The organism is Agrobacterium larrymoorei (assembly GCF_013322225.1).
In the GTDB taxonomy this organism is placed as follows: domain Bacteria; phylum Pseudomonadota; class Alphaproteobacteria; order Rhizobiales; family Rhizobiaceae; genus Agrobacterium; species Agrobacterium larrymoorei_A.
In genome coordinates, this window is the sequence record NZ_JAAMFB010000019.1 from 86,252 (window position 1) to 99,101 (window position 12,850).

Here is a 12,850-nt window from a genome sequence, read left to right on the forward strand (position 1 = left end):
AGCAATATATGAACGAAAAAACGCCGGGCTAGTCCCGGCGTTTTGCGTTTGATACTTCGTGAGGTGCTGCTTGGCCTATCTTCAGGCGTCTATGCGCCTCATTGCCTTCTCTATTCGTCTTAGTATGAGTGAAAGGCCCAATGTAAGAATGAGGTAGATATAGGCGACGATGGAGTAGGTTTCGAAGAAGCGGAACGAACCCGCGGCATAGACCTTACCGAGCTGGGTGATATCCATCACGCCGAGGACCGAGACCAGCGAACTGTCCTTGATCATCGATACGAAATCGTTGGAGAGCGGCGGGAACACAGTGCGCATCGCCTGCGGAAAGATGATCAGGCGAAACCGTTGCATCCGGTTCAGGCCCAGCGCCTTTGCCGCTTCAACCTGCCCCTCTGCCACCGCCTCGATACCCGCACGGAAGATTTCAGCGATGAAGGCACCATAACAGATCGTCAATGCCAGAATGGCGCGCCATGTCAGCGAGAATTCGCGGACCAGCATCTCCTCCATCCAGCCCGCTTGAATAACAGGCGAGGCGATCCAGTTGATGAGGTCCACGACGGCAGGCGCACCGACGAAGGCGATGTAGAACAGGACGACGAGGATAGGGATGCCGCGCACCGCCTCGATATAGAAGCGCGAGAGTTGTCGCAGTACGATATTATCGGCCATGCCGAGCAGGGCGATAACCAACCCCCAACCGCACGCCAGCGCAAAGGCAACGAGTGTGACGAAGATCGTCATTCCGATGCCATTTGCGACAGTCGTGAAGACCTGTGCGTAGATGCCGTTGATGGCTATCACGATGGTGAGAACAAGCCCAATGGCGACGAGCGCCACCAGCCACCACGGAAAATCCTCTATGGAAGATTTGCTGCGAATGCCGCTCACGCGCGACGCTCTCTAGTATTCGGAAGCATCGGTCTATTCACCGAGTTTGTAGTCGAGAAACCACTTTTTATCGAGGGCTGTGAAGGTGCCGTCCGCTTTCAACGCAGCAATGGCCGCATTGATCGGGCCAACGAGATCGGACCCCTTCTTGAAGATAAAGCCGAAATCGTCGCCACCCAAGGGACCACCGATAAGTTTCAGCGCTCCATTCGAGGCATCGACATAGCCCTTGCCAGCAACGCCATCGGTCAGGACTAGATCGACATCACCCGAACGAAGCGCCTGAACTGTCGCGCCGAAAGTCTCCATCAGCTTGATGCGTGGGTTCTGCTCGTTGCCATCGAGAATGTCGTAGACTGCGGTGTAAAAGGGCGTGGTGCCCGCCTGCGCGCCTACCAGCCCCTTTTCGAAAGCGGCAAAGCTTTTAGCGTCGGTGAAGCGATCTTCATCTGCGCGCACCAACATGAACATTTCCGAGCGCATATAGGGATTGGAGAAATCCACCTTGGCCTTACGATCGTCCTTGATGCTGATACCGGTCATGCCAATATCGTACTGCCCCTCGGACACCGCCGGAATCATCGCATCCCATGAAGAGTTCTGGTACTCGACCTTGGCATTCAACCGTTTGGCAATCTCATTCATCGCATCATACTCCCAGCCGATCGCCTCGCCGGTTTTCGGATCGACGAACTGCAAGGGTGGGTAGGCATTTTCCGTCACCACGACGATTTCACGGCCTTTCAGGTCCGGCAGCTCGGTGGAAAAGGCGATGACTGGCGAAAACAATGCTGCGGCAATGGCGATGAAAAACGAGCGTCTGAACAATTTGATCTCTCCGGCTGGCAGGGCTGGAAAATGGCATAGGTGAAGGGTGCGGAGCAAGGGATATGCACCCAAAGTAGGTGACAACAAGAGAATGTCGAAGGCCTCCTTATCCTGTAACGTCATCCTCGGGCTCGTCCCGAGGATCTGCCAACTTAGCAAAATATGAGACGTAGCAGATGCTCGGGACAGGCCCGAGCATGAAGTCGAGGGGGGCGGGCCAACGCCCAAATCCCAAAAAACAAAAAAGGCGGCCCGAAGACCGCCCTTTCAAAATCCCAATGAGGGAAAGCTTATTCAGCTGCACCTTCAGCAGCCTTCGCGGCTGCGGCTTCTTCAGCTGCCTTGGCTTCAGCCGCTTCCGCTGCTGCCTTTTCGGCGGCCAGAGCCTGTGCTGCTGCAACCTTTTCAGCTTCGATGCGTGCCTTTTCTTCAGCAGCGGCCTGACGCTCTGCATCGTTGAGCTTGCGAGCGCGAACGCCGGTGTCTTCAACGATACGTGCGGACTTACCGCGACGGTCACGCAGGTAGTAGAGTTTCGCGCGGCGAACCTTACCGCGGCGAACGATCTCAACGCCTTCAACCAGCGGAGAATAAACCGGGAATACGCGCTCTACGCCTTCGCCGTAGGAAATCTTGCGAACGGTGAAGCTCTCGTTGAGGCCGCCGCCAGAACGGGCGATGACAACGCCTTCATAGGCCTGAATACGGGTACGGTTACCTTCGGTAACGCGAACGTTGACGCGAACGGTGTCGCCCGGGGAAAATTCAGGAAGCTTGCGCTTTGCTTCGATCTTGGCGGCCTGTTCGGCTTCCAGCTGTGCGATAATATTGGTCATGTTAACCTCTGATTTCTTCTGAAACAGCCAGAGCGCTCAACGATCATTCCTTGGGTCAATGCCTTGGAATTATGCCTTTCGGCAGAAGCGGGTTCGCCATTCTTTGCTTTCGGTCTATGGGGTAAACCCCAATTCCACGCGGGGCATACAGGAAGACACGGCCTTTGTCACCACTTTCGTGACAATAATTTGTCGATTGGAGCATTTCCGCTTTTCAAAGCAATCATCCAGACGCAAAACCGCTTCGCGCATATGTTGGAAATACTTCAGCACCTGATTGCCGGAAATTTTCGGACCGGATATGCAAATGGACAACTCGGGAGGGGTCATGTCCATCGCTATCATTCTGCTGCTCTTCGCAAGCGGCTTTTTGTCCGGTGCGGTCAACGCGATTGCTGGCGGAGGAACATTTCTCACCTTCGGCGCTATGACGGTTGCAGGCATCGCACCAATCTCTGCCAACGCCACCTCATCCATCGTGCAGTTTCCAGGCTATGTTACCTCGGTCATCGCCTACTGGCCGGAAATACGTGCACATTGGAAAGGTGCGATCTTTCTTTCTATCCTGTCCATTCTCGGTTCGACAGCCGGAGCGCTGCTTCTGCTCTCCCTCGACAACCCGTCCTTCCGCCAGATGGTGCCATGGCTGTTGCTGGCGGCCACAGCGCTCTTTGCTGCAGGGCCTTGGTTACGCCCCCGTTCAGCTCAGGAACATCCAACCAGCAATGCAGCCAGCCTGATTGGCCAGTTCTTCACCTCGATCTACGGCGGATTTTTTGGTGCTGGCATGGGCATCATGATGCTGGCTGTGCTGGGCCTTACCGCAGGCGGAACCTATCACCATCTCAATGCGCTGAAAAACCTGCTGGCCGTCGTTATCGCGGCTGTTGCCATCGTCGTTTTCGTCGGTGGCGGCGTGGTTGCCTGGCATGCGGCACTGATCATGATACCCGCCTCCGCACTTGGTGGTTATTGCGGGGTCTATGTCGCCCGCCGCGTTCCTCAATGGATCATCCGCGCTCTGGTCATCACGGTCGGCCTGCTGCTGACGGGCTACTACTTTTTCACGTCCTGAGCCTCTGCCAGCAAATCCGGGCGGCGTTCTTTCGTCAAAGCCAACGCCTGCTCGTGCCGCCATTTCTCGATCAGCTTGTGATTGCCTGAGGTGAGAACCGCTGGAATATCGCGCTCTTCCCAGACTTGCGGACGCGTAAAGTGAGGATGCTCCAGCAAACCGCCTTCGAAGCTCTCATGCACGCCCGAGAGATCATTGCCCATCACGCCGGGGAGAATACGCACCACCGCATCCAGCAGCGTCAGCGCCGCCGGTTCACCACCGGACAGGATATAATCGCCGATGCAGACCTCTTCGAGATTACGCGCATCGATAACCCGCTGATCCACACCCTCGAAGCGCCCACAGACGATGATGACCCCATCGCCCGCAGCAAGTTCACGCACGCGCTCTTGGCGCAACGGCTTACCGCGTGGGCTCATCAGCAGCCGCGGACGCGTATCGCCTTCCGACACGGCATCGATTGCCGCCGCCAGCACGTCGGGCTTCAGCACCATGCCAGCACCGCCGCCCGCAGGTGTATCGTCCACGCTGCGATGTTTGTCGGTGGCGAAATCGCGAATCTGCACCGGTTCCATGTGCCATTGGCCGCGCTCCAGCGCCTTGCCCGCCAGCGAATAGGAGAGATGGCCCGGAAACATTTCCGGGTAGAGCGTCAGCACGGTTGCTTTAAAGCTCATCGGCTTATTTCTTTTGTCTGCCGAAGATCGGATGATCGGGATCGTCCTTACCATCTTCCGGGTTGTCCACCAGCCCTGCTGCAAATGGATCAATCAGTATCTTCCCACCTTCCAGATCGATTTCCAGAACAGAGGCTTCGGAAAACGGGATAAGCGCCGGGCGGCGGCCCGCGCCCTTCAACTCCAGCAGATCACCTGCTCCGAAATCATAAACGGCGCTGACTGCACCGTAGCTCTTTCCTTCGGCATCGACCACGTTGAGGCCTTCGAGATCGGTGTAGAAAAACTCATCCTCATCCAGGTCGTCATCCGGCAGATTGTCCCGGTCGATGAAGAGTTCGATACCGTTCAGCGCCTCTGCGGCAGTGCGGTCGTTGACACCTCGGAAACGTACGATGACGACGGTCTTGGCTTCACGAATTTCCAGAATTTCAAACACGCGGCCATCGGCGGCAACCAGATTGCCGTAATCGCCAAGTGCCGTCGGATCATCCGTATAAGAGCTGACCCGCACTTCGCCACGCAGCCCTTGCGCTGCGCCGATCTTGGCCATGAGAATGGGGTTTTCCAGCTTTGCCATCGGACCGTCCGTTGTTCTCGCGTTTCTGCCTAAAGCCTTTTCTAAGCTTAAGCACACGCAATTAAAACATGAAAACGGGTGGCGCGGAAACCGCACCACCCGTCTTTGAATTCAGCCTGTCGATTACTCGGCAGCAGATGCTTCAGCGGCAGCAGCAGCGGCGTCTTCAGCCTTCTGCTTCTTCTCGGCAACGCGCTCGAGAGCCTTCTTACCTGGCTTTGCCTTTTCAGGGTTGTTGCGGGCGTCGCGCGTCGTGATGCCAGCTTCTGCGAGGAAGCGCAGAACGCGGTCGGTTGGCTGAGCGCCCTTTACAAGCCACTCCTTGACCAGATCAGCATTGATCTGGATGCGGTCAGCATTGTCCTTGGCGAGCATTGGGTTCCAGGAACCGACCTTCTCGAGGAAGCGGCCGTCGCGTGGCGAACGGGCGTCAGCAACAACGATCTGGTAGTACGGGCGCTTCTTGGAACCACCGCGTGCGAGACGAATTTTAAGTGCCATGTGAGTTCTCCTTATAATGGCTTGCCCGCCGGTCAGGCGGTCTTGTCGAGGCCGCTGTGTTCAGCGGCGATTGCTTCATGATGCCGGATGACTTCCTTGATGATGAAGTTCAAGAACTTCTCGGCGAAATCCGGATCCAGATTGGCGTCCTTGGCCAGACGGCGAAGGCGTTCGATCTGGTATTCTTCGCGCGCCGGGTCCGCCGGCGGCAATTCGTAAGTGGCTTTTAAAACGCCCACAGCCTTGGTGCGCTGAAACCGTTCGGCCAACATATGAACCAATGCAGCATCGATGTTATCGATGGACTGGCGGTATTCAGAGAGCTGCGCCTTCACTTCGGTGTTTGTCATGATCGCTTACTTCTTCTTGCCAAAACCGGGAAGGCCGGGTAGCCCGCCGAGACCGGGAAGCTTTGGCCCACCAAGTCCTGGAAGACCGGGCATGCCGCCCAGACCCGGTGGCAGTCCGCCACCCTTGCCGAGACCGGCGGCTTCCGCCTGCTTCTGAAGCGCTTCCAGCTGCTTGGGGTCCATGGCGGCGAGATCAGGCATGCCGCCCATTCCACCGCCAAGACCCATCTTGCCCGCAAGTCCGCCCATCATCTGTTTCATGATGCCGCCCTTGCCCTTGCCGCCCATGGCTTTCATCATGTCGGCCATGCCGCGATGCATCTTGAGCAGCTTGTTGATTTCGGCAGCATCCGTGCCGGAACCGGCAGCGATACGCTTCTTGCGGCTGTGTTTCAGAATATCCGGGTTGGCGCGCTCGGCCTTTGTCATCGAGGAGATGATGGCAATCTGACGGTCGAACATCTTGTCGTTCATACCGGACGCGGCCATTTTGTCCTTCATGCCAGCCATGCCGGGCATCAGACCCATGATGCCGCCCATACCGCCCATCTTCTTCATCTGACCAAGCTGCTCGGCCAGATCGTTCAGATCGAACTTGCCGGACTGCAACTTCTTGGCCATCGCAGCGGCTTTTTCCGCATCGATGTTTTCGGCAGCCTTTTCGACCAAGGACACGATATCGCCCATGCCGAGGATACGGTCTGCGATACGGCGTGGATGAAACTCATCCAGCTCGTTCATGCGCTCGCCGATACCGATCAGCTTGATCGGCTTGCCGGTCACGGCCCGCATCGAAAGCGCCGCACCGCCACGGCCATCGCCGTCCATACGGGTTAGCACAAGACCGGTAATGCCGACGCGCTCATCAAAGTTGCGCGCCAGATTGACCGCGTCCTGACCGGTGAGCGAATCCGCCACCAGCAGGATTTCGTGCGGCTTGGAATTCTTTTTGATGTCGGCCATTTCCAACATCAACGGTTCGTCGATGTGGGTACGACCGGCGGTATCGAGGATCACGACATCATGACCGCCGAGCTTGGCCGCCTGCACGGCCCGCGAAGCGATATCGGTCGGCGACTGGCCCGCGATGACAGGCAGCGTATCGACACCGGTCTGAACGCCGAGCTGGCGCAACTGCTCCTGCGCTGCCGGACGTCGCGTGTCGAGAGATGCCATCAGCACCTTCTTCTTGTCGCGATCCGTCAGGCGCTTGGCGATCTTGCCAGTGGTGGTGGTCTTACCCGAACCCTGCAGACCCACCATCATGATGACGACGGGAGCTGCCGCATGAAGATCGATGGAAACGCCTTCGGAGCCCAGCATCTCGACAAGCTCGTCATGAACGATCTTGACGACCATCTGGCCGGGCTTGATGGATTTCAGAACCGAGGCACCGACGGCCTTTTCACGCACCTTGTCGGTAAAGGAGCGAACGACTTCCAGCGCCACGTCCGCTTCCAGAAGCGCACGGCGAACCTCACGCAACGCTGCGGAAACATCGACTTCCGAAAGCGAGCCACGGCCGGTCAGTCCATTCAGAATGGAGCCAAGGCGGTCCTGGAGGTTTTCAAACATCGTTTCATCCTTCTTCGTTCCGGGGTTCCCGAAACGTCGGTGCTTTTGCTGTCAAAAACAAGACGCCCTAGAACGAGCATAGCCAAAAAGCACCCGAGGGCGCATCGCGCTGTCGGATGTTTGCCTCCGGGATCTCTTTACACCTTTGCGGGTCCCGGTCGGCGGCTTGGAGTCTTGAAACTGCCAGCTGATCGGGCAGATAAACAGGAAAAGCCCACAGAAGTCAAGGCGTCCGGGGATTTTTAGAGACCACGACAGGAATTGACGTCACCGTAAAATCACGGTGATCAAGCTCAACCTCCTTGAAGGCCTTCGTCGCCGCGCATATAGATTTACAATGAAAAGAAGAAGCTTGTTTAAACTTTCTGTATTGGCTGCCGCTCTCGCTGGCGGCGGTCTCTATGCGCGCCAGTCGAAAGCCGCTTATTATTCCGGACCAATTTCGGACCATTTCGATGGTACGCGCTTCTTCAATCCCAACGGTGAGCAACCGAACGGTCTCGGCGATCTTTTGAAGTGGCGCTTCAATGGCGAACGGGCGAAATGGCCGGAAAGCTACCCCAGCCCCTATCCCTTCGTGAAACCCGACGAGCGCGTAAACGGCACCGATCTGCGCGTTACTTTCATCGGCCACGCATCCTTCCTCATTCAGACCGCAGGCCTCAATATCCTTGTAGACCCCGTCTGGTCAGAGCGCACCAGTCCTTTCAGCTTCGCAGGGCCAAAGCGCGTCAATCCACCGGGTATCCGCTTTGAAGACCTCCCGCCGATAGATCTCGTGCTGGTTACACATAATCACTACGACCATCTCGATCTGGAAACGCTGCATCAGCTGCACGTTGCTCACAAGCCGCATTTCATCACGCCACTCGGCAACGACACGATTATCCGCACTAAGGTCGAGGCGGCAAAGATTTCGGTGGGAGACTGGGGCGATGCACTGGCGGTATCGCCTGACGTAAAAATCCACTTCGAGCCTTGCCATCACTGGTCGGCGCGCGGCCTCAATGATCGTCGTATGGCGCTGTGGGCTGCATTCGTCCTCGAAACGCCTGGCGGCAAGATCTATCACATCGGTGACACAGGCTTTCATAGCGGGCTTAATTACCACGCGGCAGCGAAGAAGTACGGCGGCTTTCGCCTCACCAACCTCCCCTTCGGTGCCTATGAGCCTCGCTGGTTCATGAAGGGCCAGCACCAAAATCCGGCTGAAGCGGTTGAAGGTATGAAGATTTGCGGCGCAACCTACGCCTGCGGGCATCACTGGGGCACCGTTCAGCTTACCGATGAAGCCATCGATGCGCCGCTCATCGCGTTAAAAGCTGCACTTACGCAACACGGCGTTTCAGAAGACCGGTTCCACCCAATGCGACCCGGTGAAGTATTCGACGTGCCGCTGGCGGAAGGCTGAATTATTCCGAGACGATCTTGACGCGTTGACCGGGGTCGACGGTCGCCGTGGCGCTGAGCGCGTTTATGGTTCTGAAAAGATCGATCTTACGCTCGGTGCCCATCATGCGCGCGGATAGGGACGCGACCGTATCGCCGGGCCTGACGGTCACGACGCGGACGCGCAAAGGCTTCAGAGAAGCAATTTCCGACGGTGTCATCTTGCGGAAGCTGGAACGCAGACCATTTGCAACCGTATCAAGCTGAGGGCTTCCCTTCGGAACCGCCGTCAGGAACCGGAATATCTGGTCGCCGACGCGGATCACGGTCACGTCGAAATCCCACTTGTCGGCACTGGCGCGGGCGGTTGCAGCGGGCAAACCGTTGACCTGCGTCTCACGTACGGTTTCGGGCAGCAAACCGGCAACCCATCCACTGGTCAGATAATTGGAAAGCGCCGTCTGCTTTGGATCGGCCACGCCATCGAAACGGATGGCCATATCACCGGGGCCGGTCGCCAGAACGGCTTCGACCTTGTTGTCTATCTGAAAACCTTCCGGCACATCGAAACGAATGCCCAGAGTTCCGTGCAGGAATGTGTTGCCGCGAACATAGCCCTCCTGCGGGCTATCGCCGTATAGCAAACCATCGATGCCGTTTAAGAACCAGTCACGACCCTTGTCACCCACTTGCCCTTCTTGCCCAAAGGCGCGGGCATGGCGCTTGGCAAGCTCGATGCGCTGCGGCGTATTCGGGTGGCTGGAAAGGAAGTCGAGGCTCTGGTCGCTGTCTGGGTCAGCCGACGTGAAGCGCGCATAGGCCGCCATCGAATCGAGGAAGCGAGGCGAGGCGTAAGGATCATACCCCGCCTCCCCCAACATGCGCACGCCGATAACATCCGCCTGCAATTCCTGCTGGCGGGAGAAGGCGGCGAGCCGCAATTTCCCGCGTGCAAGCGCCTGCTTGCCCGCAAGATCGCTGGACAGGACTTCCGCCACGACACGGCTGGCGATGACTTCCGCCTCTTCACGCCGCTGGCGCTCGATGCCGTGATTGGCGGTGACGTGACCCATTTCGTGCGAAAGGACCGCCGCGACTTCAGACGCATCATTGGCAAGCGCAAGAAGACCACGTGTCACATAAAGATAGCCACCGGGCAGCGCGAAAGCATTGATAGCCGGCGAATTAAGAATGGTAATGCGATAGGATTGCTGCGGGTTTTCCGAAACCGCCGTCAGCGCACCCGCAATGCGCGCCACCAGGCGCTCGGTCTTATCGTCGTGATATTCGCCGCCGTAGCTGGCGACGATGCGGGGATGCTCGCGCGCACCCATCTGCGCTCGCGGATCGTTCTTCTGGACCTGTTCGACCGTCTGCGGATTATCGGAAGGCTTGAGGCTGGACTGATAGGAAGGCGAAAACAGCGACTGACAGGAAGACAACATGAGACACGCTGCGACAAGGGCTGCGATGCCTTTTGCCGGTTGCCCATAAGCTTTCGTCTTGTGACCGGAGGTGCGGCCCTCGAGGGCCTTCACACGCGTCATCATTCTGCCAGTCTGCTCCTAACGTTCCTGATCATCCGTTAAGACCAGAATACCAGATTTACACCTATGGGCACGCAAATGCTTAAACAGCGAGAACGATCCACGGCTTGGAAATATTCCAACGAAAGAAAACTATGCATGTTTCTCAAGCAGTAAAGACAGATTCGCAAGTGCAAAATTAGAGCATCGCCATTGTGTATTTGCAGGGTTGACACCGCGCCGCGTCCAAATTGTGGCGTGGGTAAAAGTCAAACATCAAGAAAAGTACCGATTGCGTGTATGTCGGTCGCCGCGAAGAATGCGTCTGTCTGCCCCTCAAAAACGATCCGCCCATCCACCAGAAAGACCACGGAATCTGCAAGACGGCGAATGTCATCAGGATGGTGCGTCACCAGCAGAACAGTGTTTTGGCTTTCGTTTTGAAGCTCCTTCACCAGAACTGCCATGCCAGACCGCAAACCGGGATCAAGCGCGGCAAAGGGCTCGTCCAGCAGCATCAGAGACTTCTTTCGCACCAGCGCCCTTGCCAGTGCAGCCCGTTGCCGCTCACCGCCGGACATCGAGCCGGGCAGACGCTTTTCGAAGCCCGAAAGACCCACGCGATAGAGAGCGCTCGATATTTCAGATTTTTCTACAGAAGATAGCCGGAGAGACGGGTCGATGCCAAGACCGACATTGGTGAAGATGTCGAGATGCGCGAACAGATTATTGTCCTGAAAAATCAGGGAAACCGGACGCACCGATGGATCGAGGGTCGTTACGTCCCGACCGTCGATCATCACTCGTCCGGCATCAGGTGCTTCGAAACCAGCCACGAGATTGAGCAGCGTCGACTTGCCGGAGCCGGAAGGCCCGACGACCGCTGTGACCTTTCCCCGCTTGAATGCACAATCGAAGACAAAATCCTGTTTACCGAGCGTCAGCCTGACATTATCGAGCTTTGCCCCGGCTTCCTCAATGCTCATGAAATCGCTTTCGCTGGATTGGACGGGCGCGACACGCCCCCTGCTGCAAGGACAAGGCATATCACGCCGAGAATAAAGGCATAGCCCGCCGCATCATTGGTACGATAGCTGCCCATATTGCTGTAAATCAGCCATGGGAGGGTCACGAAGCTTTCCGAGCCGAATAATGCGACCGCGCCAAGGTCACCCAATGACAGCGCCATGGCGAAGGAACAAGCCATGGCAAAGGGCTGCCTAAGAACAGGCCAGTCAATGAAGCGGAAACGCGAGAAGCCGGAAAGACCAAGACTGGCAGACAGGCGACCGTTCCGGGCCTGATGCGTTGCAAATGCAGGTTCCAGAACACGCATGACGAAGGGTAGCGCCATCAGCATGTTTATGACAGAGACCAGCACTGGTGCAAAGGCGGCAACATCGCCATAATTCCGCAACAGCAGAAGCCAGCCACTTCCCAACACCACCGGCGGCACAAGAAGTACGAGCGAAGAGCTCGCACCGAGTGCTACCGAAAGCATTTTTAACGGTGCGCCTGCTCGCCGTCTATCGGCAATGGCCTGACTTGCGCGAATGAGGGCGATCGAAAGACATAGCGCAAGCGTCGCCGAAACAACGGCTATCGAAAGGCTTGTCACGGCAGCCCTTCGGAAAGCCTCTGCCGTTACCAAGCGCAAGAGGTCGGTTGAGAAACCCGAGGCCGCGACGGCGACAAGCGGTAAGCCGACCAGCATAACCGCAAGAAGGATAACGACGACATCCCAAATGCGCTGGGCCGCTGCCCTGCCATCGAAGCGTCGAACTATCCGCCCCTGCGTCTGCCCTTTCGCGTCGGCAGAGGGTAAAAGCGCAAGCAGGAGAAGGAGCAGTCCCGTCATGGCGATCTGTATTAGCGACAGGCCAATGGCACGCGGTGGATCGAAGTCAAAGCGAAGCGCCTGATAGATGGCCACCTCGATTGTGGTTGCTGCTGGTCCGCCGCCAAGCAGCAGGACAAGGGTGAAGCTGGTGGCGCACAGCATGAAGATCAGCCCCGCCACACCGGGAATAAGTCTCGCGGCCACCGGCCATTCGATAAAGCGAAAGGTGGAAAAGGATCCGAGCCCCAGGCTTGCGCTCATGCGCCAATATTCGCCTGGAATGCGCTCCAGCCCGGCGAGAAAGAAACGAACGGCAAGCGGCAAATTGAAGAACACATGCGCGATCAAAATGCCCGAAAGACCGTAAATACTGAAAGGCTGATCCATCCCTGCGGCCAACAGCAGCGTGTTAAACACTCCCTGCCGCCCCCAGATCGTGATGATGCCGAGTGCCCCAACGACGACCGGCAGCCCCATGGGGACTGCCATAAGCCGAATGATCCATATGCGACCGGGAAAACCGTGTTGCCGAGCAAGCGCAAGCGCCACCGGCAAACCGAGCAACACGGAAAGAAGCGTCGAAAGCGTGGCTTGCCAGAGCGTAAACCGAAGAATTCGCAACGTATAGCCATTCAGAAGCGCCCCTGACGGTGCCTGCCCATCGAACGAAAGGAGTGACGAGACAGCGAGCCCGATGAATGAAAGCAGGGCAGCAAAAGCCACCGTGCCGCCCACCAGAAACCGGCGTCTATCGCGGCGCTCGATCATTGCTCGAC

At 57.3% G+C, this 12,850-nt stretch carries 13 protein-coding genes; 2 read left to right on the forward strand and 11 right to left on the reverse strand.

The features are described 5' to 3' along the window. Positions 1–81: 81 nt before the first annotated feature. From G6L28_RS12095 to rplS, 3 genes are all read right to left on the reverse strand, one after another. Positions 82–894 (reverse strand): ABC transporter permease subunit, encoded by an 813-nt coding sequence (locus G6L28_RS12095; protein WP_174064030.1) that lies wholly within the window; start codon positions 892–894, stop codon positions 82–84. Positions 895–927: 33 nt separating this feature from the next. Beyond that, a complete protein-coding gene (locus G6L28_RS12100; protein WP_425292675.1) occupies positions 928–1,728 on the reverse strand; it encodes a transporter substrate-binding domain-containing protein in 801 nt (266 codons plus the stop codon). Positions 1,729–2,012: 284 nt separating this feature from the next. After that, on the reverse strand, positions 2,013–2,558 hold the full coding sequence (gene rplS / locus G6L28_RS12105; protein WP_174064032.1) for a 50S ribosomal protein L19: 546 nt from the start codon (positions 2,556–2,558) through the stop codon (positions 2,013–2,015). A 328-nt stretch (positions 2,559–2,886) separates the two neighbouring features. On the opposite strand from rplS, the gene G6L28_RS12110 reads away from it, so the two are divergent. Further along, on the forward strand, positions 2,887–3,633 hold the full coding sequence (locus G6L28_RS12110; protein WP_174064033.1) for a sulfite exporter TauE/SafE family protein: 747 nt from the start codon (positions 2,887–2,889) through the stop codon (positions 3,631–3,633). Here the strand turns inward: G6L28_RS12110 and trmD are convergent. The 5 genes from trmD to ffh form a co-directional block, all read right to left on the reverse strand. Further along, the gene (gene trmD, locus G6L28_RS12115; protein ID WP_174064034.1) at positions 3,615–4,313 is read right to left on the reverse strand and encodes a tRNA (guanosine(37)-N1)-methyltransferase TrmD; all 699 of its coding nucleotides are present in this window, start codon (positions 4,311–4,313) and stop codon (positions 3,615–3,617) included. The two genes, G6L28_RS12110 and trmD, sit on opposite strands and share 19 nt — an antisense overlap. A 4-nt stretch (positions 4,314–4,317) precedes the next feature. Then, positions 4,318–4,893, reverse strand: coding sequence for a ribosome maturation factor RimM (gene rimM, locus G6L28_RS12120; protein WP_174064035.1), 576 nt, complete (start codon positions 4,891–4,893; stop codon positions 4,318–4,320). Positions 4,894–5,016: 123 nt separating this feature from the next. Continuing rightward, positions 5,017–5,394 (reverse strand): 30S ribosomal protein S16, encoded by a 378-nt coding sequence (gene rpsP, locus G6L28_RS12125; protein WP_174064036.1) that lies wholly within the window; start codon positions 5,392–5,394, stop codon positions 5,017–5,019. 32 nt (positions 5,395–5,426) lie between these two features. Next, complete coding sequence (locus G6L28_RS12130) at positions 5,427–5,744, reverse strand: chorismate mutase (protein ID WP_174064037.1); 318 nt, start codon at positions 5,742–5,744, stop codon at positions 5,427–5,429. 6 nt (positions 5,745–5,750) lie between these two features. Continuing rightward, entirely contained in the window at positions 5,751–7,319 is a 1,569-nt protein-coding gene (gene ffh, locus G6L28_RS12135) for a signal recognition particle protein (RefSeq protein WP_174064038.1), read from the reverse strand. A gap of 337 nt (positions 7,320–7,656) precedes the next feature. Between ffh and G6L28_RS12140 the strand changes: the two genes are divergently transcribed. Then, positions 7,657–8,730 (forward strand): MBL fold metallo-hydrolase, encoded by a 1,074-nt coding sequence (locus G6L28_RS12140; protein WP_174064039.1) that lies wholly within the window; start codon positions 7,657–7,659, stop codon positions 8,728–8,730. Position 8,731: 1 nt separating this feature from the next. On the opposite strand, the gene G6L28_RS12145 is transcribed toward G6L28_RS12140, so the two are convergent. The 3 genes from G6L28_RS12145 to thiP form a co-directional block, all read right to left on the reverse strand. Continuing rightward, on the reverse strand, positions 8,732–10,153 hold the full coding sequence (locus G6L28_RS12145) for a M48 family metalloprotease (RefSeq protein ID WP_174064240.1): 1,422 nt from the start codon (positions 10,151–10,153) through the stop codon (positions 8,732–8,734). A 350-nt stretch (positions 10,154–10,503) separates the two neighbouring features. After that, positions 10,504–11,220: a thiamine ABC transporter ATP-binding protein gene (gene thiQ / locus G6L28_RS12150; protein ID WP_174064040.1), complete on the reverse strand. Its 717-nt coding sequence runs from the start codon at positions 11,218–11,220 to the stop codon at positions 10,504–10,506. After that, complete coding sequence (thiP, locus tag G6L28_RS12155) at positions 11,217–12,842, reverse strand: thiamine/thiamine pyrophosphate ABC transporter permease ThiP (RefSeq protein WP_174064041.1); 1,626 nt, start codon at positions 12,840–12,842, stop codon at positions 11,217–11,219. Before thiP ends, thiQ begins: the two co-directional genes overlap by 4 nt. Positions 12,843–12,850 lie beyond the last annotated feature (8 nt).